The sequence below is a fragment of the Curtobacterium sp. MCPF17_046 genome, from assembly GCF_003224295.1.
In the GTDB taxonomy this organism is placed as follows: domain Bacteria; phylum Actinomycetota; class Actinomycetes; order Actinomycetales; family Microbacteriaceae; genus Curtobacterium.
In genome coordinates, this window is sequence record NZ_QKLB01000004.1 from 259,658 (window position 1) to 283,867 (window position 24,210).

General features: G+C 69.7%; 23 protein-coding genes and 1 rRNA gene. 20 read left to right on the plus strand and 4 right to left on the minus strand.

From position 1 onward, the window contains the following. The first annotated feature begins 15 nt into the window (after window positions 1-15). The 4 genes from DEJ32_RS05905 (at window position 16) to DEJ32_RS05920 (ending at window position 2,166) form a co-directional block, all read left to right on the plus strand. A complete protein-coding gene (locus tag DEJ32_RS05905) occupies window positions 16-456 on the plus strand; it encodes a hypothetical protein (protein WP_110900609.1) in 441 nt (146 codons plus the stop codon). Next, entirely contained in the window at window positions 453-917 is a 465-nt protein-coding gene (locus DEJ32_RS05910) for an ImmA/IrrE family metallo-endopeptidase (protein ID WP_110824477.1), read from the plus strand. The genes DEJ32_RS05905 and DEJ32_RS05910 overlap by 4 nt, the downstream gene beginning before the upstream one ends. Then, window positions 914-1,750: a hypothetical protein gene (locus tag DEJ32_RS05915; RefSeq protein WP_110900610.1), complete on the plus strand. Its 837-nt coding sequence runs from the start codon at window positions 914-916 to the stop codon at window positions 1,748-1,750. Before DEJ32_RS05910 ends, DEJ32_RS05915 begins: the two co-directional genes overlap by 4 nt. 203 nt (window positions 1,751-1,953) lie before the next feature. Further along, window positions 1,954-2,166 (plus strand): SCO4848 family membrane protein, encoded by a 213-nt coding sequence (locus tag DEJ32_RS05920; protein WP_110824475.1) that lies wholly within the window; start codon window positions 1,954-1,956, stop codon window positions 2,164-2,166. A gap of 28 nt (window positions 2,167-2,194) precedes the next feature. On the opposite strand, the gene DEJ32_RS05925 is transcribed toward DEJ32_RS05920, so the two are convergent. Together DEJ32_RS05925 and DEJ32_RS05930 are read right to left on the minus strand one after the other, a co-directional pair. Further along, the gene (locus DEJ32_RS05925; RefSeq protein ID WP_146234089.1) at window positions 2,195-2,500 is read right to left on the minus strand and encodes a hypothetical protein; all 306 of its coding nucleotides are present in this window, start codon (window positions 2,498-2,500) and stop codon (window positions 2,195-2,197) included. Window positions 2,501-2,546: 46 nt separating this feature from the next. Next, complete coding sequence (locus DEJ32_RS05930; RefSeq protein WP_110900612.1) at window positions 2,547-4,097, minus strand: amino acid permease; 1,551 nt, start codon at window positions 4,095-4,097, stop codon at window positions 2,547-2,549. Between the two features lie 144 nt (window positions 4,098-4,241). On the opposite strand from DEJ32_RS05930, the gene DEJ32_RS05935 reads away from it, so the two are divergent. After that, window positions 4,242-5,423 (plus strand): mechanosensitive ion channel family protein, encoded by a 1,182-nt coding sequence (locus DEJ32_RS05935; protein ID WP_110900613.1) that lies wholly within the window; start codon window positions 4,242-4,244, stop codon window positions 5,421-5,423. A gap of 72 nt (window positions 5,424-5,495) precedes the next feature. Here the strand turns inward: DEJ32_RS05935 and DEJ32_RS05940 are convergent, their stop codons facing one another. Continuing rightward, window positions 5,496-5,696, minus strand: coding sequence for a hypothetical protein (locus tag DEJ32_RS05940; RefSeq protein ID WP_110824472.1), 201 nt, complete (start codon window positions 5,694-5,696; stop codon window positions 5,496-5,498). A 100-nt stretch (window positions 5,697-5,796) separates the two neighbouring features. On the opposite strand from DEJ32_RS05940, the gene DEJ32_RS05945 reads away from it, so the two are divergent. Further along, a complete protein-coding gene (locus DEJ32_RS05945) occupies window positions 5,797-6,948 on the plus strand; it encodes an SLC13 family permease (RefSeq protein ID WP_110900614.1) in 1,152 nt (383 codons plus the stop codon). Window positions 6,949-6,982: 34 nt separating this feature from the next. On the opposite strand, the gene DEJ32_RS05950 is transcribed toward DEJ32_RS05945, so the two are convergent. After that, complete coding sequence (locus DEJ32_RS05950; RefSeq protein ID WP_110900615.1) at window positions 6,983-7,954, minus strand: magnesium transporter CorA family protein; 972 nt, start codon at window positions 7,952-7,954, stop codon at window positions 6,983-6,985. Between the two features lie 156 nt (window positions 7,955-8,110). On the opposite strand from DEJ32_RS05950, the gene otsA reads away from it, so the two are divergent. The 14 genes from otsA to DEJ32_RS06020 form a co-directional block, all read left to right on the plus strand. Further along, window positions 8,111-9,703: an alpha,alpha-trehalose-phosphate synthase (UDP-forming) gene (gene otsA / locus DEJ32_RS05955; protein WP_110900616.1), complete on the plus strand. Its 1,593-nt coding sequence runs from the start codon at window positions 8,111-8,113 to the stop codon at window positions 9,701-9,703. After that, complete coding sequence (gene otsB, locus DEJ32_RS05960) at window positions 9,696-10,475, plus strand: trehalose-phosphatase (protein WP_110900617.1); 780 nt, start codon at window positions 9,696-9,698, stop codon at window positions 10,473-10,475. Before otsA ends, otsB begins: the two co-directional genes overlap by 8 nt. A gap of 71 nt (window positions 10,476-10,546) precedes the next feature. Next, complete coding sequence (gene ilvD / locus DEJ32_RS05965) at window positions 10,547-12,241, plus strand: dihydroxy-acid dehydratase (RefSeq protein ID WP_110824467.1); 1,695 nt, start codon at window positions 10,547-10,549, stop codon at window positions 12,239-12,241. 46 nt (window positions 12,242-12,287) lie between these two features. Further along, window positions 12,288-14,108 (plus strand): acetolactate synthase large subunit, encoded by a 1,821-nt coding sequence (locus DEJ32_RS05970; protein WP_110824466.1) that lies wholly within the window; start codon window positions 12,288-12,290, stop codon window positions 14,106-14,108. Then, window positions 14,105-14,605 (plus strand): acetolactate synthase small subunit, encoded by a 501-nt coding sequence (gene ilvN, locus DEJ32_RS05975; RefSeq protein WP_110824465.1) that lies wholly within the window; start codon window positions 14,105-14,107, stop codon window positions 14,603-14,605. The genes DEJ32_RS05970 and ilvN overlap by 4 nt, the downstream gene beginning before the upstream one ends. Before the next feature lie 44 nt (window positions 14,606-14,649). Further along, window positions 14,650-15,675: a ketol-acid reductoisomerase gene (gene ilvC, locus DEJ32_RS05980; RefSeq protein WP_110824464.1), complete on the plus strand. Its 1,026-nt coding sequence runs from the start codon at window positions 14,650-14,652 to the stop codon at window positions 15,673-15,675. Between the two features lie 201 nt (window positions 15,676-15,876). Then, the gene (locus DEJ32_RS05985) at window positions 15,877-17,067 is read left to right on the plus strand and encodes a mannitol-1-phosphate 5-dehydrogenase (RefSeq protein ID WP_110824463.1); all 1,191 of its coding nucleotides are present in this window, start codon (window positions 15,877-15,879) and stop codon (window positions 17,065-17,067) included. A 26-nt stretch (window positions 17,068-17,093) separates the two neighbouring features. Continuing rightward, a complete protein-coding gene (locus DEJ32_RS05990; RefSeq protein WP_110824462.1) occupies window positions 17,094-17,516 on the plus strand; it encodes a hypothetical protein in 423 nt (140 codons plus the stop codon). Then, window positions 17,513-17,902, plus strand: coding sequence for a hypothetical protein (locus DEJ32_RS05995; protein ID WP_110889892.1), 390 nt, complete (start codon window positions 17,513-17,515; stop codon window positions 17,900-17,902). Before DEJ32_RS05990 ends, DEJ32_RS05995 begins: the two co-directional genes overlap by 4 nt. Before the next feature lie 104 nt (window positions 17,903-18,006). After that, the gene (gene serA / locus DEJ32_RS06000) at window positions 18,007-19,596 is read left to right on the plus strand and encodes a phosphoglycerate dehydrogenase (protein WP_110824460.1); all 1,590 of its coding nucleotides are present in this window, start codon (window positions 18,007-18,009) and stop codon (window positions 19,594-19,596) included. Window positions 19,597-19,603: 7 nt separating this feature from the next. After that, window positions 19,604-20,671 (plus strand): 3-isopropylmalate dehydrogenase, encoded by a 1,068-nt coding sequence (locus DEJ32_RS06005; protein ID WP_110900618.1) that lies wholly within the window; start codon window positions 19,604-19,606, stop codon window positions 20,669-20,671. A gap of 13 nt (window positions 20,672-20,684) precedes the next feature. After that, window positions 20,685-21,839 carry a branched-chain amino acid aminotransferase gene (locus DEJ32_RS06010; protein WP_110900619.1) on the plus strand — a complete coding sequence of 385 codons (1,155 nt, stop codon included), beginning with the start codon at window positions 20,685-20,687 and terminating at the stop codon, window positions 21,837-21,839. 9 nt (window positions 21,840-21,848) lie between these two features. Continuing rightward, window positions 21,849-22,619 (plus strand): fumarylacetoacetate hydrolase family protein, encoded by a 771-nt coding sequence (locus DEJ32_RS06015; protein ID WP_110824457.1) that lies wholly within the window; start codon window positions 21,849-21,851, stop codon window positions 22,617-22,619. 499 nt (window positions 22,620-23,118) lie between these two features. Continuing rightward, window positions 23,119-24,210, plus strand: a 16S ribosomal RNA gene (locus DEJ32_RS06020); the annotation flags it as partial.

Below are 24,210 nucleotides of genomic sequence, written 5' to 3' on the forward strand. Positions count from 1 at the left end.
TCGAAGGGGGCGACGATGACGGGATCGGTGCCGAAGGGCGGCGTGCTCGACGCGGGGGAGCTCGCGCGACGGCTCAACCTGCTGCTCGACTTCGAGGAGTCGCAGCGTGGTGCACCCGTGCCCTTCGCGGAGATCGAGCAGTACGTGGCCGACCGCGGCGGTTCGCTCTCGCGCGCGAAGTGGACCTACATGGTGTCCGGTGACGGGCGGCGGAACAGCGACACCCGACTGCTGCGCCTGCTCGCGGGCTTCTTCGAGGTCGACGACCGTTTCCTGCTCGAGGACAGCGAACTGCCCGAGCGCATCGGCGCGCAACTCGCCCTCGTGCGGGCCGTCCGTTCGGCCCGGGTGAGCGGCTTCGCAGCGCGGACCTTCCCCGGTGAACTCTCGCCGGAGGCCCTCCGCCGCATCGCCGAGGTCATCGAGCAGGAGTCGCGCAGCGGCGGTGCGGTGTGACCGCGCCGACGCTGGTCGACCGGTTCTGGCAGCTGGGCGAGGACGCGGGCTGGACCGGGATCGACGACGCCGTGGCGGCGGCCGAGGACCTCGTCGGCAAGCCGATCACCGTCCGCGAGGAGTCGTTCTTGGCCGACGAGCCGGTGTGCGGCTTCGTCGCGACGCTGGAGCACCGTCACCTCGTGATGATCTCCCCGACGCCGTCCCCGACCTTCCGCGCGTTCGTCATCGGACACGAGCTCGGCCACGTCCTGCACGGACACCACGAGACCGCGCCGCAGGCCGCCGCCATCCGGAGCCTCATCCCGGACCTGCCCGAGTACAAGGTCGAACGGGCCCTCGCCCGCGGGCTCTTCGAGAACGAGTACGAGCGCGAGGCCGAGCTCTTCGCCGACCGGCTCGCGCAGCTGATCCGCGGCCACCGCGAACGTCCCAGTGCGTTCCGCGGGGTCTTCGGGTGATCCTCGCCGTCGTCCAGGCGGTCCTGCTCGTCGTCGGGGCGGTCGTCCTCTCCGTCGTGCAACGCGGGCAGGACCGGACGCTGGCACTGACGTTCCTGCTGTTCTCGGGCACGGTCGTCGCCGGCGTCGACCCCCTGTACCGCGCCGTCGACCCGCTGCTCGGCGGACGGAACGTCCTGACCCTCGTGTGCGACGTCCTGATGGCGGCGGGGACGAGCACGCTGCTCTGGGGCGTCGCGAAGGCCGTGGGAGCGGCACGGCCGTGGATGCGCAGGGCGGTCGTCGCGTCGTGCTCCGTCGTGGTCATCGCCGTCGTGACGGCGTTCGTGCTGCTCGACCCGGTCCGGACGACCACGACGTTCATGCTCGCCGTCGGTGCGCAGCCCCTCGCGGCGGTCTACTCGATCGTGCAGACGACGTACCTGGGGGTGGCGCTCGGCGCCACCGGGCTCATCTGCGTGCTGCGCATCCGGGAGGCCCGGACCGGTCCGGACCGCGTCGGTCTGTGGGCGCTCGTCGCCGGCGGGGTCTTCGGCGTCGTCCGCATGGTGGTCGTCGCGGTGATGGACCTGGCCCACGTCGCCGGCCGGGTCGACGTCACGCGGGCGCTCGCCCTGCCGTACGACGTCACGACACCGGGCGCGGTGCTGCTCGTCGCATCCGGCATGCTCCTGCTCGTCCTCGGCCACCGGCTCTGGCAGAGCAGACGGACCCGGGCGCTGCAGGATGCCCTCCGCCGTCTCGAACCGGTCCCGCCCGACTCGGCACCGACAACGAGTACCCCGACTCCGACGACCCCGCGACCCGGCTCAGCCGTCTCATCGTCGAGGTGAACGACGGCGCCCGTCGACACCGCACACCGCTCAGCCCGGCCGACCAGGCAGCGCTCGCAGAGGCGGAAGCGGTCCTCGCGGGCACCTGACCCCGGGGCCGACCACCCGGTCGTGTACGCTCTGTAGCACGTGCTACACCCGGTGTTGTCGCGGGTCTCGGCCGGTCGTGGGGGGCGGCCGAGGCCCGGGCGTAGGATCGTCGGGTGCTCGTCTTCGCTGCAGTGGTCCTGATCGTCGGCGCCGTCTTCAACGTGGTCGCGTGGCCGCGCTTCTTCCAGCGCGTCGCGAAGGACTCCCGCGCCCGGGACGCCGCGGGCCGCCCGACGACGTTCTGGCGCGTGCACTTCGTGCTGCTGCTCATCGCGCTGGTGATCGCGGTGGCCTCCGTGCTCGCCGCGGTGCTGCTGCTGGTCTGACGCCCGCCCGCCGCTGCCGGCGACGTCGCTACGACGCGGGCGGGAGTGGCGCACCGAGCGCCGAGCGCAACGCGACGTCGGCGACCGCCTCGTCGGCGGGGGAGAGCAACACCCGCCAGACGTCGTCCGGCGTGACGAACTCGACGCAGACCGCGTCGTCGTCGCACTCCTCGATCCGCCACCCCTGCACGGCGTCCATCGGGACCGGGAGCAGCGCGTCGCGCTCGAAGCTCGTCTCCGCGGTGACCCGGTCACGAAACACCCGCACCCGGCACGTGGCGCCACGCCAGGTGTGCTGCAGGTCGAGCGTCGGGAGAACAGGAGAGTCCGGCACCCGCTGATCGTACCGGCGGGTGCCGGACCCGTGCCACGTCGGGGGGTCAGCTGCGGCCGTCGCCGTCCATGTGCTCGGTGGACCGCCGCACCTGCGCGGCCGGGTCGCGGCCGGTGATCGGGTACGGACCGGTGACGCCCTGGCGCAGCGAGGCGATGCGGAGGATCCGGTCACGCTGCAGGAACCAACCGACGACCAGCAGCGGGATGACGACGACCAGCGAGGCGATCGTGTACGTCCCGACCGGGTAGTCGATCGCCATGAGGACGATCACCGACGCGAGGAACGCCAGCGTCAGCCAGCTCGTGACGGGAGCCCCGGGCAGCCGGAACGTCGGTTCCTTCGCCAGCCCCTGCTTGGCCCACTGCCGCAGCTTCATCTGGCAGAGGATGATCGTGCCCCACGCCGTGATGATGCCGAGGCTGGCGATGTTCAGGGCGATCTCGAACGCCTGTCCGGGCACGAAGTAGTTCAGCACGACACCGGCGACGGTGAAGGCCGCGGTGAGCAGGATGCCGGCGTACGGCACGCCGCCCTTCGACATCTTCGTGGTCCACTTCGGCGCCGAGCCGTTCATGCCCATCGAGTGCAGGGCGCGGCCGGTCGAGTACAGCCCGGCGTTCAGGGACGACAGCGCCGCGGTGAGCACGACGAAGTTCATGATCGACCCGACGACGACCCCCACCTGCGGGTTCCCGATCGACGAAAAGAACGTGACGAAGGGGCTCTCGCCCTCCTTGTACGCCGTGTACGGCAGCAGGATCGACAGGAGGACGATCGAGCCGACGTAGAACACCGCGATGCGGAAGACGACGGAGTTGATCGCGCGCGGGATGACCTTCTCGGTGTCCTGGGTCTCGCCCGACGCGGTGCCGACGAGCTCGATCGCGGCGTAGGCGAACACGACGCCCTGGATGACGAGGACGGCCGGCAGGACGCCGTTCGGCAGGAGCCCGCCGTTGTCGCCCCAGATCGAGAAGCCGGTCCGGACCGCCTCGCCGCCGGTCTCCACCGGGAACGCGAAGACGAGCCAGACGATCGCGACGACCAGGAACGCGACGAGCGCGGCGACCTTGATGAGCGCGAACCAGAACTCGAGTTCACCGAACACCTTCACCGCGACCATGTTCGCGGCCAGGACGACGACCAGGGCGATGAGTGCGAGGAGCCACTGCGGGGCCGCGGTGAACGCCGACCAGTACTTCAGGTAGACCGCGACGGCCGTCGTGTCCACGATCGACGTCATGGCCCAGTTGAGGAAGTACATCCACCCCGCGGCGTAGGCGAACTTCTCGCCGTAGAACTCGCGGGCGTACGAGATGAACGACCCGGAGGAGGGCCGGTGCAGCACGAGCTCCCCGAGTGCCCGGAGGATGAAGAAGGCGAACACGCCCGCGATCAGGTACGTCACCGCGAGGGCGGGACCGGCGGTGTGGAGCCGGCCACCGGCACCGAGGAACAGGCCCGTCCCGATCGCGCCACCGATGGCGATCATCTGCAGTTGCCGGGGCTTCAGCCCGTGCTGGTAGCCCTCCTGCTCGTGCGAGAAGTCGTTCGCCGGAGCGCGGTCGACCCCCGTGTCGTTCTTCGCTGTCATGGCCGACACGCTACCGCCGCACGTCCGACCCGGCCGACCGACGGCGTCCGCACGCCGTCCGACCGCGCCCGATGGCCTTCCCGCGGCCCGCTCCCTGGCCGCCGCCTGGACGACGAGTGACGCGGGACCCACCACGATGGACGGATGGACATCTTCCTCCGACTCCTCGTCGCGATCGGGATCGCCCTGCTCGTCACGGCCGTCGCGTCACTCGTCCTGCACCTGGTCTTCCGGGCGCTCGGTCGGCGGGAACGCTGGGCTGCCGCGCTCTCCCGGCGCACGAAGCACCCGACCCGCACCACACTGCTCCTCGCCATGCTCTGGACGGCGTTCAGCACGAGCATCCCGCGCGACGCCGAACGGTTCCCGTGGCGGGACGAGGTGTCGCACGTCTTCCTCATCGCGATGATCGGCGTCGGGTGCTGGTTGGCCTGCGAGCTCGCGATCTTCCTCGAGAGCCTCGGGCTGCACAAGTACCGCGTGGACGTCCCCGACAACCGGGTCGCCCGCCGGGTGCGCACGCAGGTGCTCATCATCCGGCGACTCACCGTCGCCGTCCTCGTCATCATCGCCGTCGGTGCGATCCTGCTCACCTTCCCCGGGGTGGAGGCCGCCGGCGCGAGCGTCCTGGCGAGTGCCGGGCTCCTCTCGGTGATCGCCGGTCTCGCCGCGCAGACGATGCTCGGCAACGTGTTCGCAGGGATGCAGCTCGCGTTCTCCGGTTCGATCCGGGTCGACGACGTCGTCGTGGTGGAGACGCAGTGGGGCCGGATCGAGGAGATCACCCTCACCTACGTGGTCGTGCACCTGTGGGACGACCGGCGGTTCGTGCTGCCCTCGACCTACTTCACGAGCACCCCGTTCGAGAACTGGACACGCACGGGCAGCGAGCTGCTCGGCGCGGTCGAGTTCGACCTCGACTGGCGGGTGAGCCCGTCAGAGATGCGCGACGAGCTGGACCGCATCCTCGAGACGAGCACGATCTGGGACGGCCGCACCAAGGTGCTGCAGGTCACGGACGCCGTCGGGGGATTGGTGCGCGTCCGTATCCTCGTCACCGCGCCCGATGCCGGCAGCCTGTTCGACCTCCGGTGCTACGTCCGCGAGGAGATGGTGGAGTGGATGCAGCGCCAGCACCCGGAGGCACTCCCGCTGCAGCGCGTCCAGCTCACCGACCCGGTGCAGGAGCGCGCGGCACCGCGCCGGCCGCGGCGCGAGAACGACTCCCAGCTGTTCGGTGAGGGCGACGAACGCTCCGCCCTGTTCACCGGTCCGATCCAGACCTCGGGCATCCGCGCCGAGGACGTCCCGCCCGAGCGGCGCTGACCAGCTGCCCCATGACGGACGGGAGGCCCGCTACCAGCTGGTAGCGGGCCTCCTGTCAGTCGTGTGGTGCCGTCAGCGCGCGGCGCGCTGCTTCGCCTTCACCGCACGGTCGTCCTCGACGACCGTGCCGACCGCCACGATCGTGGTCGAGAGCCAGGCCACCCAGGTCAGGGCGAGCCGCCAGTCACGCGGTCCACGCCTGGTCGTCTGCAGCACGCTGTAGCCGCTGATGAGCGAGCCCCACACCGCACCGCTGAACATGAACTTCCGCACGGGTTCCTCCTGTCGTCGTCCGGCCCACGTTACCGGGCGGTACATTGGAGCGCCGCCGGGCGCACAGGGACCGCCGGCCATCCCAGCAAGGAGTCGCATAGTGCGCCAAGCCGTCATCGGAGCCGTCCTGCTCGCCGTCGGGGCGGTGTGCGTCGCACTCGGGTTGCTGCCGCTGCCCGAACTCGCGGCGCTCGCGGAGCGGGTCCTGCCGGTGCTCGGCTTCGTCCTCGGGCTGACGATCGTCTCCGAGCTCGCCGCGGACGCGGGCGTCTTCGACCGGCTCGCCGACCTCGCCGCGCGGGCCGGCGGCGGACGGACGATCGGCCTGTGGGCCGCGGTCGTCGTGCTCGCCGTGGTGTGCACGGTGTTCCTGTCGATCGACACCACCGCGGTCCTGTTGACACCGATCGTCATCACGCTCGCGCGCCGGGTCGGGCTGCCGCCGATGCCCTTCGCCCTCACCACCGTCTGGCTCGCGAACACGGCATCGCTGCTGCTGCCGGTGTCGAACCTGACGAACCTGCTCGCGGTGGACGGCATCGGACTCGACGGGCCGCTGCCGTTCGCCGGGTTGATGGTGTGGGCGGCGCTCGCCGGGGTCGTCGTGCCCTGCGCGGTGCTGCTCGTGGTGTTCCGTCGCTCGCTGTTCGGGCGCTACACGCCGGTCGGGCTGCGGAAGGCGTCCGATCCGGTCTTCTCCTGGGCGGCGTCCGTCGTCCTCGTCGCCCTGGTCGTGGCCCTGACCGCGGGGGTCGAGGTCTGGGTCGCCGCCGTCCTCGCGGCGCTCGTGCTCATCGGGGTCGCGGCGTGGCGGGCACCCTCGGAGCTCAAGCCGTCCCGCGTGCCCTGGTCCACGCTCGTGTTCGCCGCCGGGCTCTTCGTCGTCGTCGAGACCCTGCACGCCACCGGGGTCACCGACCCGATCGTCCAGGCGGTCGGCGGGGGCACCGGGACCGGTCCGCTGCTGCTCCTCGGCGGGGCAGGGGCCGTCGCGGCGAACGCGATCGACAACCTGCCCGCCTACCTGGTGCTCGAACCGGCCGCGGGGCACGAGGCCCTGCGGTACGCGGCGCTGCTCGTCGGCGTGAACGCCGGGTGTCTCATCACGCCGTGGGCCTCGCTCGCGACGCTGCTGTGGCACGCGCGGCTCACGGCCGAGGGCATCCACCTGTCGTGGGGGCGCTACATCGCCCTCGGGTGCGTGGTCGCGCCGCTCACCGTCGTCGCGGGCGTGCTGGCGCTGCAGATCTGATCCGTCGTGCCCGGCGCGCTCGCGGTGCCGGCGCTCAGAGCCAGTCGCGGTGCTTGAACGACCGGTAGAGGACCAGCGACGTCACCACGGTGAGCGCGAGCGACGCCCACAGCCCGCTCCACTCGCCCTCGCCGGGGAACTTCACGTTCTGCCCGAAGAAGCTCGTGATGCCGGTCGGGATGGCGATGATCGCCGCCCAGCTCGTCACCTTCTTCATGACGGTGTTCTGCCGGTTCGACGCCAGGTTCAGGTTCGTCTCCAGGACGCTGGAGACCGCTTCGCGCTGCTGCTCGACGGTGTCCGCGATCGACACGAGGTGGTCCTCCACATCGCGGAAGTACGGGCGGACCCCGTCGACGATCGTCTCGGCGTCACCGTGCAGCAGCGACCCCACGCTGTCCCGGGTGGGGACGACGAGCCGGCGCAGCACGCCGAGCGCCTTCCGGAGCCGGAACGAGCGCCGCTGGATCTGCTGCTCGCGCGGGTCCCCGTTCTCGAACAGGTCGTCCTCGAGCGCGTCGATGTCCCGCTCGATCGTCTCGAGGACGCTCGTGGCGTGGTCGACGACCGTGTCGAGCAGGCCCCACAGCAGCCACGGGACCCCGTGGTCGGCGAGGTCGCTGTTGGCGTCCCACCGGCGCTGGACCGCGGAGGTGTCGAAGTCGGTGCCGTGGATCGTCACGAGCGCGTGGGAGGTGACGAACGCCTTCACCTCGTGGGTGACGAGTCCACCGTCCTCGCCGGGGCCGTGCGCGTCGTAGACGACGAGGAACAGGCTGTCCCGGTACCGGTCGAGCTTCGGGCGTTGCCCGCGCTCCACGGCGTCCTCGACGGCGAGGGCGTGGATACCGAGCTCGCCCTCGACCTGCTCGAGGTCGGCCGGTGTCGGATCCGTGAAGTCGACCCAGACGAAGGCGCCGTCGCGGGCGACCAGTTCCGACACGTGTCCGACCGGGAAGTCCTGCTCCGCCGGCGACCCGTCCTGCCAGCAGCGCGTGCTCACCATGGGGCGAGCCTAGTGAGGCGGTCCGGTGGCACCCGACGGTCTGGGCGCTCCGGTGCCCGTCCGTGAACATCCGCTCAGCCCGGTCGACCGGTCGCTGGTAGTTTCGGGGTCGACGCCCCGGCAGGCCGCCGGGCAGGAACGGAGCACCCGCCACCCATGCCCGCAGACCGCACGGACAGCACCCGGTACGCATTCATCGTCGCCTCGAACCGACTGCCCGTCGACCGGGTGGTCGAGGAGGACGGTTCGGAGGGCTGGCGGCACTCTCCCGGCGGCCTGGTCACGGCGCTCGAGCCGGTGATGCGCCAGAACGACGGGGCCTGGGTGGGGTGGGTCGGCCAGCCGGACGTCACGGTCGAGCCGTTCGACAACGAGGGCATCCACATCGTCCCGGTCCCGCTCAGCGCAGACGACGTGCAGGAGTACTACGAGGGCTTCAGCAACGACACACTGTGGCCCCTGTACCACGACGTCATCGAGCACCCGAGCTACCACCGCGACTGGTGGAACGCGTACAAGCGTGTGAACCAGCGCTTCGCGGAGCAGGTCGCCGAGATCGCCGAGCAGGACGGCATCGTCTGGGTGCAGGACTACCAGCTGCAGCTCGTGCCGGCGCTCCTGCGCACCCTGCGTCCCGACCTGACGATCGGGTTCTTCAACCACATCCCGTTCCCGCCGGTCGGCATCTACGCCCAGCTGCCCTGGCGCGCGCAGATCCTGGACGGCCTGCTCGGTGCGGACGTCATCGGGTTCCAGCGGCAGGACGACGCGAGCGACTTCCTCCGTGCGGTGCGGCACATCAAGGGCTACACGACGAAGGGCTCGATCGTCGACGTCCCGGTGGACGACCCGCAGGCACCGCGGAGCCGCAAGGGCGTCACCGTGCGGCACGTCGAGGCCCGGCACTTCCCGATCTCGATCGACGCCGAGAGCTTCGAGGAGATCGCCCGCCGTCCCGAGGTGCAGCAGCGCGCGAAGGAGATCCGCGACGGTCTCGGCAACCCCACGACCGTCCTGCTCGGCGTCGACCGGCTCGACTACACGAAGGGCATCCGCCACCGCATCAAGGCGTTCGGCGAGCTCGTCGAGGACGGCCGCCTCGCGGTGGAGGACGCCGCGCTCATCCAGGTCGCCAGCCCGAGCCGGGAGCGCGTCGACACCTACCGGATGCTCCGCGACGAGATCGAGCTCACCGTGGGACGCATCAACGGCGACCTCGGCGTCATCGGCCACCAGCCGATCTCGTACCTGCACCACGGCTACCCCCGCGAGGAGATGGTGGCGCTCTACCTCGCCGCCGACATCATGCTCGTCACGGCGCTCCGCGACGGCATGAACCTCGTCGCGAAGGAGTACGTCGCGAGTCGCTTCGACAACGACGGCGTGCTCATCCTCTCCGAGTTCGCCGGTGCCGCCGACGAGCTCAAGCAGGCCGTCATCGTCAACCCGCACGACATCGGGGCGCTGAAGGACTCCATCCAGCGTGCGATCGAGATGCCCCGACGGGAGCGCTCGACGCGCATGCGGGCTCTGCGCAAGCGCGTGCGGGACAACGACGTGGCGCGGTGGTCCCGCTCCTTCCTCGAAGCGCTCGACCGCCACGCGCCGAAGAGCGCCCAGATCGACCCGGACGCGGCCGGCCAGGGGGAGCCGCACCGCGAGGCACCGACCGACGGCACGTCGATCTTCGACCAGGACGCCCAGACCGCGCGCGCCGCCGAGGACACCCGGGAGGACCGCGATGCCTGACCGGACGACGGAGACCGGTCTCGCCCAGGCGCTCGAGACGCTCGCGGCTGCGCCGCGACTGCTCGTGGCGCTCGACTTCGACGGCACGCTCGCGCCCTTCGCCGACGACCCCGCACGGGTGGGTGCGCTGCCCGGCAGTTGGGCCGCCGTCCTCACCCTGCAGCGCGCGCGGGACACGGAGGTCGTGCTCGTGTCCGGACGGCCGCTCGGCAGCCTGGCAGCGGTGTCCCACGCGCCGGAGACCATGGCGCTGATCGGCTCGCACGGCGTCGAGTGGCGTGTCGACGGCCACGACGAGGCCGCGCTGACCGAAGAAGAGACCGCCAGGGTCGCCCGGATCGGCGCGGCACTCGACGCGGTCGGTGCCCGCCACCCCGGCGTCGTCATCGAGCACAAGCCGGCGGGCCACGGCGTGCACACCCGGCGGGTGAGCGCGGAGGAGGCCGCCGCGACGAACGCCGAGGCGAGCCGTGCCGCGCACGACGCCGACCCCGGCGTGCTCGAGCGCGGGGGCAAGGACATCCTCGAGTTCGCGGTCCGCCACGTCACGAAGGGCGACGCGATCGACCGCCTCCGGGAGCTCCGAGGAGCGGACGCGGTGTTCTTCGCCGGCGACGACGTCACCGACGAGGACGGCTTCCGGGTGCTCCGCGACGGCGACGTCGGCGTGAAAGTGGGGGAGGGGGACACCCTGGCCGCCCACCGTGTCGCCGATCCGACAGCCCTGACCGACGTGCTCAAGCAGCTCGGACGACTCCGGGCCACGCGCTGACCGAGGGCGCAACACGATGCAGACGCATGGTGTTGCGCCACTGGTATCCCAAACGGTCCTAGACTCTGGACATGCCTGACATCGACGTGAAGCCGCGCAGCAGGGTCGTCACCGACGGGATCGAAGCAACCACTTCGCGTGGCATGCTGCGGGCCGTCGGGATGGGCGACGAGGACTGGGAGAAGCCGCAGATCGGCATCGCCTCGTCCTGGAACGAGATCACCCCCTGCAACCTCTCCCTCGACCGCCTCGCCCAGGGCGCCAAGGAAGGCGTCCACGGCGGCGGCGGGTACCCGCTGCAGTTCGGCACCATCTCCGTGTCGGACGGCATCTCGATGGGCCACGAGGGCATGCACTTCTCGCTCGTGTCGCGTGAGGTCATCGCCGACAGCGTCGAGACGGTCGTCAGCGCGGAGCGCCTGGACGGCACCGTCCTGCTCGCCGGCTGCGACAAGTCCCTGCCGGGCATGCTCATGGCCGCCGCGCGCCTCGACCTGGCGAGCGTGTTCCTCTACGCCGGGTCGGTCATGCCGGGCTACGTCAAGCAGGCCGACGGGTCGATGAAGGAAGTCACGATCATCGACTCCTTCGAGGGTGTCGGTGCGTGCAAGGCCGGCACGATGACCGAGGAAGAGCTCAAGGAGATCGAGTGCGCGATCGTCCCCGGTGAGGGCGCCTGCGGTGGCATGTACACCGCGAACACGATGGCGAGCCTGGCCGAGGCGCTCGGCATGTCGCTCCCCGGCTCCGCCGCGCCGCCGAGTGCCGACCGCCGCCGCGACTACTACGCGCACCGCTCGGGCGAAGCCGTCGTGAACATGCTCCGTCTGGGACTGACCGCCCGGCAGATCCTGACGCGCGAGGCCTTCGAGAACGCCATCACCGTGCTCATGGCCCTCGGTGGGTCGACGAACGCCGTGCTGCACCTCCTCGCGATCGCCCACGAGGCCGAGGTCGAGCTCACCCTCGACGACTTCAACCGCATCGGCTCGAAGGTCCCGCACCTCGCCGACATGAAGCCCTTCGGCAAGTACGTCATGGTCGACGTCGACCGCAACGGCGGCATCCCGGTGATCATGAAGGCCCTGCTCGAGGCCGGCCTGCTGCACGGCGACTGCATGACCGTCACGGGCAAGACGGTCGCCGAGAACCTGGCGGCGATCGACCCGCCCGAGCTCGATGGCGAGGTCTTCCGGAAGATCGACAACCCGATCCACGCGACCGGTGGCCTGACGATCCTGCAGGGTTCGTTCGCACCGGAGGGTGCCGTCGTCAAGACGGCCGGCTTCGACGCCTCCGTGTTCGAGGGGCCCGCGCGGGTGTTCGACCGCGAGCGTGCCGCGATGGACGCCCTCACCGAGGGCCGCATCCAGAAGGGCGACGTCGTGGTCATCCGCTACGAGGGCCCCAAGGGCGGACCGGGCATGCGCGAGATGCTGGCCATCACGGCGGCCATCAAGGGCGCCGGCCTCGGCAAGGATGTACTACTGTTGACGGACGGTCGATTCTCAGGCGGCACAACCGGCCTCTGCATCGGCCACATCGCACCGGAAGCCGTGGACGCAGGTCCAGTGGCCTTCGTGCGCGATGGCGACCGCATCCGTGTCGACATCGCGGCTCGCTCGCTCGACCTACTGGTCGACGACGCCGAGCTGGAATCCCGCCGAGCAGGCTGGGAACCGTTGCCCCCGCGCTACACCCGCGGAGTCCTCGCGAAGTACGCCAAGCTCGTCCAGTCCGCCGCCCTCGGCGCGGTCACGGGCTGACGTCGACACCCGACACATCGCCATCCCTCCAGGCAAGGAACCGTTCATGCCCACGGAAGCCACACCGCTGTCCGCTGCCGGAGCACGTCGCTCACCAGAGGTCCTGACCGGCTCGGGAGCCGTCCTCCGGACGCTCGAGCACCTCGGGATCACCGACGTCTTCGGCCTGCCCGGCGGCGCCATCATCCCGTTCTACGACGAGCTCATGGCGTCGACGACCATCCGCCACATCCTGGTCCGGCACGAGCAGGGCGCCGGCCACGCCGCCGAGGGCTACGCGTCCTCGTCCGGCAAGGTCGGCGTCGCGATCGCGACGTCCGGCCCCGGTGCGACGAACCTCGTCACCGCGATCGCCGACGCCTACATGGACTCCGTGCCGTTCATCGCGATCACCGGGCAGGTCTTCTCGACCCTGATGGGGACGGACGCCTTCCAGGAAGCCGACATCGTCGGGATCACGATGCCGATCACGAAGCACTCGTTCCTCGTCACGAAGCCCGAGGACATCCCCGCCACGATCGCCGCCGCGCACCAGATCGCGACGACCGGTCGGCCCGGCCCGGTGCTCGTGGACATCACCAAGGACGCGCAGCAGATGTCGGCGCCGTACATCTGGCCGCCGAAGATCGACCTGCCGGGCTACCGTCCGGTCACGAAGGCACACGGCAAGCAGATCACCGCCGCCGCGCAGCTGCTCGCCGAGTCGAGCCGCCCGGTCCTGTACGTCGGCGGCGGAGTCATCCGTGCCGGTGCCTCCCCGGAACTCCTGCGCTTCGCCGAGGCGACGGGCGCGCCGGTGGTCACGACGCTCATGGCGCGCGGTGCGTTCCCGGACTCGCACCCGCAGCACCTCGGCATGCCGGGCATGCACGGCACCGTGCCCGCGGTCCTCGGGCTCCAGGAGAGCGACCTCATCATCGCGCTCGGCGCCCGCTTCGACGACCGTGTGACCGGGAAGGCCGACGAGTTCGCCCCGGACGCCAAGGTCGTGCACGTCGACATCGACCCGGCCGAGATCTCGAAGATCCGCTTCGCCGACGTGCCGATCGTCGGGGACGCGAAGGTCGTGCTGGCGGACCTGCTCGAGGCGTGGGCCGCCGTCGACCAGTCCGAGCGGGCCTCCACGGCCGACTGGTGGGCGCACCTCGACAAGATCCGTGCCGACTTCCCGCTCGGGTACGTCGAGCCGCAGGACGGCCTCATCGCACCGCAGCACGTCATCCGCCGCATCGGCGAGATGACCGGACCGGAGGGCGTGTTCGCCTCCGGTGTCGGGCAGCACCAGATGTGGTCGGCACAGTTCATCCAGTACGAGCGCCCGAACGCGTGGCTCAACTCCGGCGGCGCCGGCACGATGGGCTACTCCGTCCCCGCAGCCATGGGTGCCAAGGTCGCCCAGCCGGACCGAGTGGTCTGGGCGATCGACGGTGACGGCTGCTTCCAGATGACCAACCAGGAGCTCGCGACCTGCGTCATCAACGACATCCCGATCAAGGTCGCGGTGATCAACAACTCGTCGCTCGGCATGGTGCGGCAGTGGCAGACGTTGTTCTACGACGGCCGGCACTCGTTCACCGACCTGCAGACCGGGCACGGCACCCGCCGCGTGCCGGACTTCGTCAAGCTCGCGGACGCCTACGGAGCCCTCGGCATCCGGGTCGAGCGTCCCGAGGACATCGACGCCGCGATCCAGCTCGCGCTCGACACCAACGACCGCCCGGTCGTCATCGACTTCGTGGTCAGCCGCGACTCGATGGTCTGGCCGATGGTCCCGCAGGGTGTCGGCAACTCCTCCATCCAGTACGCCCGCGAACTCGCGCCCACCTGGGACGACGAGGACGCCGACATGACGGGGGAGCCCGCATGAGCCACGTCCTGTCCCTCCTCGTGGAGGACAAGCCGGGTCTGCTGACCCGTGTCGCCGGGCTGTTCGCCCGACGCGGCTTCAACATCGAGTCACTCGCCGTCGGCAGCACCGAGGTGGACGGCCTGAGCCGCATCACCGTGGTGGTCGACGTCGAGGACCTGCCGCTCGAGCAGGTGACGAAGCAGCTCAACAAGCTCGTCAACGTCATCAAGATCGTGGAGCTCGACTTCCCCCAGTCGGTGCAGCGCGAACACATGCTCGTGAAGGTGCGTGTCGACAACCAGACCCGGTCCGCGGTGCTCGACGCCGTGACGCTGTTCCGGGCGCAGGTCGTCGACGTCGCCACCGACTCGCTCGTCGTCGAGGTGACCGGTGACCCCGGCAAGATCCAGGCGATCCTGCGCGTCCTCGAGCCCTACGGCATCAAGGAGCTGGCCCGCGCCGGCCTCCTCGGCATGGGCCGCGGACCGAAGAGCATCACCGACCGGGTGCGCTGAGCACCGGTCAGCCAGAGACCACCGAACCAAGGAGATCACGCACCGTGACTGACATCGTGTACGACGCCGACGCCGACCTCAGCCTCATCCAGGGCAAGAAGGTCGCGGTCATCGGCTACGGGTCGCAGGGCCACGCCCACGCCCTCAACCTCCGCGACTCCGGCGTCGAGGTCAAGATCGGCCTCAAGGAGGGCTCGAAGAGCCGCCAGAAGGCCGAAGAGGCCGGCTTCGAGGTGCTGACCCCGGCCGACGCCACCGCGTGGGCCGACGTCGTCGTCATCCTCACCCCGGACCAGGTGCAGCGGATCGTCTACAAGGACGACATCGCCCCGAACCTCAAGCAGGGTGCGACGCTCGTCTTCGGTCACGGCTTCAACATCCGCTACGGCTACATCGAGGCGCCGGAGGGCGTGGACGTCTCGCTCGTCGCGCCGAAGGGCCCGGGGCACACCGTCCGCCGCGAGTACGAGGCCGGCCGTGGTGTCCCGGTCATCGTCGCGGTCGAGGTCGACGCGTCCGGCAGCGCCTGGGACCTCGCCTGGTCCTACTCCAAGGCCATCGGCGGTCTGCGCTCCGGCGGCATCAAGACCACGTTCACCGAGGAGACCGAGACCGACCTGTTCGGTGAGCAGGCCGTCCTCTGCGGTGGCACGTCGCAGCTCATCCAGTACGGCTTCGAGACCCTGGTCGAGGCGGGCTACCAGCCGCAGATCGCCTACTTCGAGGTCCTGCACGAGCTCAAGCTCATCGTCGACCTCATCTGGGAGGGCGGCCTCACCAAGCAGCGCTGGTCGATCTCCGACACCGCCGAGTTCGGCGACTACGTCTCCGGCCCGCGCGTGATCTCGCCCGAGGTCAAGGAGAACATGAAGGCGGTCCTCGCCGACATCCAGGACGGCACCTTCGCGAAGCGCTTCATCGAGGACCAGGACGCCGGTGCCCCGGAGTTCCAGGCCCTCCGCGAGAAGGGCGAGGGGCACCCGGTCGAGGCGACCGGCCGCGAGCTCCGCAAGCTCTTCGCGTGGAAGCAGGCGGACTCCGACTACGTCGACGGTTCCGCCGCGCGGTAGTCTGCCTGAGACAAGCTCGACCCGCGAGGCGGCGGTGCAGTGCACCGCCGCCTCTCGATGTGACCCGGACACGATGCAGCATCTCCTCCAGAACCCCGACGTCTCCGGACGTCGACGCAGCGCGACGACGCCCGACGTCGTGCCGGTCGTCGCGCCCACGGCGTGGCGCGGGCCCGCCGCCGGACATGGGATGATCGTCGGATGGCGGTGACGAGACGAGCGGTCCACATCGGCGCCGGCAAGATCGGGCGCGGGTTCGTGGGCCAGTTCCTCGTGGCGAGCGGCTACGACCTGACCTTCGTCGACGTCGACGAGCGTGTGGTCGCCGCCCTGAACGAGGCCGGCCGGTTCGTCGTGCACGAGGTCGGCGAGATGCCGGTCGAGCACACCGTCGCCGGGTTCCGCGCGCTGAACAGCAAGACGGACCGCGACCGCGTGGTCCGGGCGATCGCCGAGGCCGACGTCGTCACCACCGCCGTCGGGGCCCGCACCCTGCCTCTCGTGGCGCCGCTCATCGCGGAGGGCCTCGCGGCCCGTCCGCTCGACCGCGGCGAGGTGACGATCGTCGCGTGCGAGAACGCGTTCAACGCCACCGACTCCCTGCACGCGAGCATCCGCCGTGCCCCGATCCTCGAGGACCGCGACATCGCCGCGGTCTTCGCGAACTGTGCGATCGACCGCATCGTCCCGGACCAGTCCGGCGTCCTCGGCCAGTCCGGCGGTCTCGACGTCGTGCTCGAGCCCTTCTACGAGTGGGTCATCGAGCGCACGCCCTTCGCCGGGACCGCCGCCGAGCACCCCGTCATCGACGGCGTGACCTGGGTGGACGACCTGCAGCCGTTCGTCGAGCGCAAGCTCTACACCGTCAACACCGCACACGCGACCGCCGCTTACCACGGCTGGGTGCGTGGCATCCGGCTGATCCGGGAGGCCCTCCAGGACCCCGCCGTGCGCGCCGAGGTCGACGGGGTGCTCGCGGAGACGACCGCACTGCTCGTCGCGAAGCACGGCTTCGACCCGGAGGAACACGCGCGGTACGTCGCGGCGAACCTGACGCGCATCGCGAACCCGCTCCTGCCGGACACGACGCTGCGCGTCGGCCGGAACCCGCTGCGCAAGCTCGGTCGCCGCGAGCGGTTCATCGGCCCGGCCGCGCAGCTCGCGGAGCGGGGCCTCCCCGTGGACCACCTCCTCGGCGCCGTCCGCGTCGCGCTCGAGTTCGACGACCAGGACGACCCGGAGTCGTACGAACTCCACGCGCTGCTCCGCTCCGGTGCGACGGCGCACGCCCTCACCGAGATCCTCACCGGACTGATGGAGGGCCACCCGCTGTTCCCCGCCGTCCGCGACGTCGTGGCCGGTGTCCTCGAGACCCAGCCAGCCCAGGCATGAGCGGCGACCCTCGTAGACTCGACGGCATGACGGAGGCACGCGAACCCGACGACGACGACGCCCTGTCGTGGGGTGACGCGGACGACGCCACGCACGTGGACGCCGCGCACAACCCGATCGCCGTCCGGGAGCGCGACGAGCGTGACCCCGACGCGCCCGAGACCTCCGGGGCGCTCATCGGGTTCGGCGTGTTCGGCGGGCTGTACCTGCTGTACACCGTGGCGTGGCTGCTCACCGCCTCGACGACCTACGTGTCCGGCGTCGACCGGGTGCTGAGCGGCTACGTCGAGGTCCTGCGCTTCCTGTCGATCGTCGCCCCGGCGCTGTGGTTCACGGTGGTGCTCTGGGCGGCCCGCGGTCGGAGCACCCGCACCCGCCTGCTGTGGATGCTCCTCGGCGCGGTCGTCCTCTTCCCCTGGCCGTTCCTCATGACGCGGAGCTTCGGGTGACGGCGGTCGACGGCCGTGCGGGCCGCGCGGCACGGTCCCGCACCGGACTCCTCGGCCGGATCGCGATCTGGGCCGTGTTCGCCGTGCTGCTGGCGTACATGACCGTGCAGAGCGTCGGGAACCTCGTCACCGTGTCGCGCTCGGTGCAGGAGTTCAACGCGTTCATCGCGAGCTCGTCCGGAGGCGACTCGCTCCGACGCGCCGTGCCGTGGGTCTGGCTCGTCCTGGACATCGTGATCGCGCCGCTGGCCTTCGTCGTCGCGCTGTGGGTCACCCGCCGGTCGACGCTCGCGGTGACGGCAGCGGTGTTCCTGCTCGCGTTCGCGGCGGCCGGAGCGCTCTGGCTCGACCTGCAGCTCTTCGTCCCGCGCCTGCTCGACTTCTGAGCCGGGCGGGCCGTCCGGGTCGGCGACGGTGACGGCGTCGTAACGACCCCGCCGCGTCGGTAGGGTGGTGGTACACCACCCGTCTCGTGTGAGGAACAGCAGTCGTGTCGAAGCCGGTCGTCCTGATCGCCGAAGAACTCTCGCCCGCCACCGTCGACGCCCTCGGGCCCGACTTCGAGATCAGGAACGTCGACGGCACCGACCGTCCGGCCCTGCTCTCCGCGCTGTCCGACGCGCACGCGATCCTCGTCCGGTCCGCGACGAAGGTCGACGCCGAGGCGATCGCCGCGGCACCGCAGCTGCAGGTCATCGCCCGCGCCGGCGTCGGGCTCGACAACGTGGACATCAAGGCGGCAACGACCGCCGGCGTCATGGTGGTGAACGCGCCGACGTCGAACATCATCTCGGCTGCCGAGCTGACCGTCGGGCACATCCTGTCGCTCGCGCGCCACATCCCGGCGGCGCACGCGTCGCTGGCCGCCGGCGCGTGGAAGCGGTCGTCCTACACGGGCGTCGAGCTGTACGAGAAGACCGTCGGCATCATCGGCCTCGGTCGGATCGGCGCGCTCATCACGCAGCGCCTCCAGGCCTTCGGCGTCTCGGTCATCGCGTACGACCCCTACGTCACGACGGCTCGTGCACAGCAGCTCGGGGTGGAGCTCGTGTCCCTCGAGGACCTGCTCCGCCGTGCCGACTTCACCACGATCCACATGCCGAAGACCCCGGAGACGGTCGGCATGATCTCCGACGACCAGTTCGCGCTCATGAAGCCGACCGCGTTCGTCGTCAACGTCGCCCGCGGCGGCCTCATCGACGAGGACGCGCTGTACCGCGCCCTGACGTCGAACACGATCGCCGGTGCCGGGCTCGACGTCTTCGTGTCCGAACCGCCGAAGGACTCGCCGCTCGTCTCCCTGCCGAACGTCGTCGTGACGCCGCACCTCGGTGCCTCGACCGACGAGGCGCAGGAGAAGGCCGGTGTCGCCGTCGCCAAGTCGGTCCGCCTGGCACTCGGGGGCGAGCTCGTGCCCGACGCGGTCAACGTCGCCGGCGGGGTCATCGACCCGTACGTGCGGCCCGGCATCCCGCTCGTCGAGAAGCTCGGCCAGGTCTTCACCGCGATGGCGACCTCGCCGGTCACGAGCATCGACGTCGAGGTGCACGGCGAGCTCGCCGAGTACGACGTCAGCGTGCTCAAGCTCGCCGCGCTCAAGGGCGTGTTCACCGACGTCGTCAGCGACCAGGTCTCCTACGTCAACGCGCCGCTCATCGCGGAGCAGCGCGGCGTCACCGTCCGGCTCATCACCGACGGCGACAGCCCCGAGTACCGCAACCTCCTCACGATCCGCGGCGCGCAGTCCGACGGTCCGGCGATCAGCGTCTCCGGCACGCTCACCGGGTCGAAGCAGGTCGAGAAGCTCGTCGAGATCAACGGCTACGACGTCGAGGTCGCGCTCGACAAGCACCACGTGGTCATGGCCTACACGGACCGGCCGGGCATCGTCGCGGTGTACGGCAAGGAGTTCGGCGACGCGGGCATCAACATCGCCGCCATGCAGATCGCCCGCCAGTCGGCCGGTGGGGAAGCGCTCAGCGTGCTGACCGTCGACTCGCCGGTCCCGGACGAGGTGCTCGAGCACGTCCGTTCCACCATCGACGCGGCGTCGCTCCGCGAGATCGACATCACGCTCTAGGAGACCCATGTCGCAGACGCTCAAGCTGGCGGTCATCCGCGGGGACGGCATCGGCCCCGAGGTCGTCGACGAGGCCCTCAAGGTCCTGCACGCGGTGGCCGGTGCGGAGCTCGACGTGCAGGAGACCGCCTTCTCGCTGGGTGCGAGTCGCTTCCTCGAGACCGGGGACGTCCTCACCGAGGACGACATGGCGGCGATCGCCGAGCACGACGCGATCCTCCTCGGAGCCGTCGGCGGTGACCCGCGGGACCCGCGGCTCGCCGGCGGGATCATCGAGCGCGGGCTGCTCCTGAAGCTGCGGTTCGCGTTCGACCACTACGTCAACCTCCGGCCGACGACCGTGCACGACGCCGTCGCGTCACCGCTCGCCGCACCCGGGGACGTGGACTTCGTCGTCGTCCGCGAAGGCACCGAGGGCCCGTACGTCGGCAACGGCGGCGCGATCCGCGTGGGGACGCCGCACGAGATCGCCACCGAGGTCTCGCTCAACACCGCACACGGCGTGGAGCGCGTGGTGCGGTACGCGTTCGACCTGGCCTCGCGGCGACCGCGGCAGCACCTCACCCTCGTGCACAAGAGCAACGTCCTCGTGCACGCCGGGTCGCTCTGGCAGCGGACCGTCGCCGCTGTGGGCCAGGAACACCCGGACGTCACGGTCGACTACCAGCACGTCGACGCCGTCATGATCCACATGGTGCGGGAGCCGTCGCGGTTCGACGTCATCGTGACGGACAACCTCTTCGGCGACATCATCACCGACCTCGCCGGGGCGATCAGCGGCGGCATCGGTCTCGCCGCCTCCGGGAACATCAACCCGGACGGCACCTTCCCGAGCATGTTCGAGCCGGTCCACGGATCGGCGCCCGACATCGCCGGTCAGCAGCTGGCCGACCCGACCGCCGCCGTCCTGTCCGTCGCCCTCCTGCTCGACCACATCGGCCGGCCGGACCTCGCGGCGGCGGTGACGCAGGCGGTCGAGGCCGACCTCGCCGACCGGGGCACCACACAGCGGTCGACGGCCGAGATCGGTGACGCCATCGTCGCCGCGGTCACCGCACGCACCACCACGGCCTGACAGGAGCCATCCCATGAGCAACGACACCAGCGACGGCAGCGACAGCAGCGGCGCCGACTTCGCACTGGACTTCGCGACCACTCCGTCCCCGGAGCGTCGTGCCGCGGCGGAACGCGAGGAGATCCTCGCCGACCCCGGCTTCGGCAAGCACTTCACCGACCACATGGCGTCCGTCTCGTGGACGATCAACGACGGCTGGCACGGCGCCTCGGTCCACGCGTACGGACCGCTCTCCCTCGACCCGAGCGCGAGCGTCCTGCACTACGCGCAGGAGATCTTCGAGGGCATGAAGGCGTACCGGCACGCCGACGGGTCGGTGTGGTCGTTCCGTCCGGACGCGAACGCGCGACGGTTCGCCCGTTCGGCGCGACGGCTCGCGCTCCCGGAACTGCCCGAGTCGGTCTTCGTCGAGTCCGTCCGGCAGCTGGTCCGCGCGGACGAGGCCTGGGTGCCGTCGGCCCCGGAGACGAGCCTGTACCTCCGCCCGTTCATGATCGCGACCGAGGCCTTCCTCGGCGTCCGCGCCGCCCACGCGGTCCAGTACCACTGCATCGCGAGCCCAGCTGGGGCGTACTTCACCTCGGGGCCGGAGCCGGTGTCGATCTGGCTGTCGACCCGGTACGCCCGCGCAGCCCGGGGCGGCACCGGTGCGGCCAAGACCGGCGGCAACTACGCGGCGTCCCTGCTCCCGCAGCAGGAGGCGTACGAGCACGGCTGCCAGCAGGTGATGTTCCTCGACTCCGAGAAGGGCGAGTACCTCGAGGAGCTCGGCGGCATGAACGTGGTCCTCGTCCGCGCCGACGGCACGCTGATCACGCCCGACTCGGACTCCATCCTCGAGGGCATCACGCGCGACTCGATCCTGCAGCTCGCGGTGGACCGCGGCCTCCGGGTCGAGCGTCGTCCGGTCAGCCTCAGCGAGTGGCGGGACGGCGTCGCGGACGGCACCATCACCGAGGCCTTCGCGTGTGGCACCGCGGCGGTCGTCACGCCGATCGCGGAACTCCGTGGCGACGGCTTCACGATCGGTTCGCCGACCACCGGTGCCGGCCAACTGACGATGTCGCTGCGTACGGAACTGACGGACATCCAGTACGGACGCCGTCCCGACCCGCACGGGTGGATGGTCCGGTTGACGGAGCCGACGACCACCACGAGTGCTGAGTAGGGTCGACGCGTGAAGATCGCACGGTTCAGCACCGAGGGGGAGGACCCCCGTTACGGCATCCTCGACGAGCGCGCACTGGTGGTGCTCGCCGGCGACCCGATGTACCAGGGCTTCGAGACGACGGGGGAGCGGGTGCCCCTCGCGGACGCGAAGCTGCTCGCCCCGGTCATCCCGCGGTCGAAGGTCATCGGCGTCGGGCTCAACTACGCCGAGCACGTCTCGGAGATGGAAGAGCACACCGCCGACGACCCGGTGGTGTTCCTCAAGCCGAACACGTCGGTCATCGGTCCCGAGGACCCGATCCGGCTACCCGCCGACATCGGCCGCGTCGACCACGAGGGCGAGCTCGCCATCGTGATCGGGTCCCTCGCCAAGAACGTCGCGAAGGAGGACTTCGCGAGCGTCATCCTCGGGTACACGATCGCGAACGACGTGACCGCCCGTGACCTGCAGGCGCGCGACGGCCAGTGGGCCCGCGCCAAGGGCTTCGACACGTTCTGCCCGCTCGGTCCGGTGATCGAGACCGAGATCGACCCGTCGGACATCCGCATCGAGACGCGCGTCGACGGCGACCTCCGTCAGGCCGCGTCCACGAACGAGATGGTGCACGACATCCCGACGCTCATCGAGTTCATCTCGTCGATCTGGACCCTGCTCCCGGGCGACGTCATCCTGACCGGCACCCCGGCGGGCGTCGGCGCGATCCGCGACGGCGAGGTGGTGGAGGTCACGATCTCCGGCATCGGATCGCTCCGCAACCCCGTGATCGCTCGGCACTGACCGGCGACGGCACTGACCGGCGACGTCGCCGACCTCGAGGCCCGACACCGTCACGGTGTCGGGCCTCCGTCCGTCCCGGGGTCGGCCCCGTGCGCGCTGGCCGTGATCCGCGGAGGCGTGGGCGACACGCCCGGGATGGACCCCGGTTGGCAGGTCCTCGCAGGCTGTGTAGAGTAATCACTCGTTGCCGCTGAGGCGGAGAACGGATCGGCCGAGACGCTGACGGAGTTCGACTCCGGGAGATGCAGTCTGGCTCCGGTTCTTCCCCGGGCAACGAGCCAGCCTCTCTGGCGAAGCATCCTGGTGGTGTGGAGTGGGGAGTGCGTCTGGTCCTTGAGAACTCAACAGCGTGCACATTGTCAATGCCAATTTTATTGACCTCGTGCCTGGTCGGTTTTTCCGGTCGGGTCATGAAGCAATTCCTTTTGGATTGAAGATTGTCAGTAGACAGTCAACAGTCAAGATCAACTCGCTGGCACTTCGGTGTTGGTTGTAATTTTTTACGGAGAGTTTGATCCTGGCTCAGGACGAACGCTGGCGGCGTGCTTAACACATGCAAGTCGAACGATGATCAGGAGCTTGCTCCTGTGATTAGTGGCGAACGGGTGAGTAACACGTGAGTAACCTGCCCCTGACTCTGGGATAAGCGTTGGAAACGACGTCTAATACTGGATATGACTACTGGTCGCATGGCCTGGTGGTGGAAAGATTTTTTGGTTGGGGATGGACTCGCGGCCTATCAGCTTGTTGGTGAGGTAATGGCTCACCAAGGCGACGACGGGTAGCCGGCCTGAGAGGGTGACCGGCCACACTGGGACTGAGACACGGCCCAGACTCCTACGGGAGGCAGCAGTGGGGAATATTGCACAATGGGCGAAAGCCTGATGCAGCAACGCCGCGTGAGGGATGACGGCCTTCGGGTTGTAAACCTCTTTTAGTAGGGAAGAAGCGAAAGTGACGGTACCTGCAGAAAAAGCACCGGCTAACTACGTGCCAGCAGCCGCGGTAATACGTAGGGTGCAAGCGTTGTCCGGAATTATTGGGCGTAAAGAGCTCGTAGGCGGTTTGTCGCGTCTGCTGTGAAATCCCGAGGCTCAACCTCGGGCTTGCAGTGGGTACGGGCAGACTAGAGTGCGGTAGGGGAGATTGGAATTCCTGGTGTAGCGGTGGAATGCGCAGATATCAGGAGGAACACCGATGGCGAAGGCAGATCTCTGGGCCGTAACTGACGCTGAGGAGCGAAAGCATGGGGAGCGAACAGGATTAGATACCCTGGTAGTCCATGCCGTAAACGTTGGGCGCTAGATGTAGGGACCTTTCCACGGTTTCTGTGTCGTAGCTAACGCATTAAGCGCCCCGCCTGGGGAGTACGGCCGCAAGGCTAAAACTCAAAGGAATTGACGGGGGCCCGCACAAGCGGCGGAGCATGCGGATTAATTCGATGCAACGCGAAGAACCTTACCAAGGCTTGACATACACCGGAAACGGCCAGAGATGGTCGCCCCCTTGTGGTCGGTGTACAGGTGGTGCATGGTTGTCGTCAGCTCGTGTCGTGAGATGTTGGGTTAAGTCCCGCAACGAGCGCAACCCT

What these genes read in the sequence shown, in the direction of transcription:
- DEJ32_RS06010 (WP_110900619.1), top strand. Translation starts at nt 20,685, where the DNA reads ATGAGCAACGACACCAGCGACGGCAGCGACAGCAGCGGCGCCGACTTC.
- DEJ32_RS05985 (WP_110824463.1), top strand. Translation starts at nt 15,877, where the DNA reads ATGGCGGTGACGAGACGAGCGGTCCACATCGGCGCCGGCAAGATCGGG.
- ilvD (WP_110824467.1), top strand. Translation starts at nt 10,547, where the DNA reads ATGCCTGACATCGACGTGAAGCCGCGCAGCAGGGTCGTCACCGACGGG.
- DEJ32_RS05935 (WP_110900613.1), top strand. Translation starts at nt 4,242, where the DNA reads ATGGACATCTTCCTCCGACTCCTCGTCGCGATCGGGATCGCCCTGCTC.
- DEJ32_RS05950 (WP_110900615.1), bottom strand. Translation starts at nt 7,954, where the DNA reads ATGGTGAGCACGCGCTGCTGGCAGGACGGGTCGCCGGCGGAGCAGGAC.
- ilvN (WP_110824465.1), top strand. Translation starts at nt 14,105, where the DNA reads ATGAGCCACGTCCTGTCCCTCCTCGTGGAGGACAAGCCGGGTCTGCTG.
- otsA (WP_110900616.1), top strand. Translation starts at nt 8,111, where the DNA reads ATGCCCGCAGACCGCACGGACAGCACCCGGTACGCATTCATCGTCGCC.
- DEJ32_RS05990 (WP_110824462.1), top strand. Translation starts at nt 17,094, where the DNA reads ATGACGGAGGCACGCGAACCCGACGACGACGACGCCCTGTCGTGGGGT.
- DEJ32_RS06005 (WP_110900618.1), top strand. Translation starts at nt 19,604, where the DNA reads ATGTCGCAGACGCTCAAGCTGGCGGTCATCCGCGGGGACGGCATCGGC.
- DEJ32_RS05930 (WP_110900612.1), bottom strand. Translation starts at nt 4,097, where the DNA reads ATGACAGCGAAGAACGACACGGGGGTCGACCGCGCTCCGGCGAACGAC.
- DEJ32_RS05970 (WP_110824466.1), top strand. Translation starts at nt 12,288, where the DNA reads ATGCCCACGGAAGCCACACCGCTGTCCGCTGCCGGAGCACGTCGCTCA.
- DEJ32_RS05905 (WP_110900609.1), top strand. Translation starts at nt 16, where the DNA reads ATGACGGGATCGGTGCCGAAGGGCGGCGTGCTCGACGCGGGGGAGCTC.
- otsB (WP_110900617.1), top strand. Translation starts at nt 9,696, where the DNA reads ATGCCTGACCGGACGACGGAGACCGGTCTCGCCCAGGCGCTCGAGACG.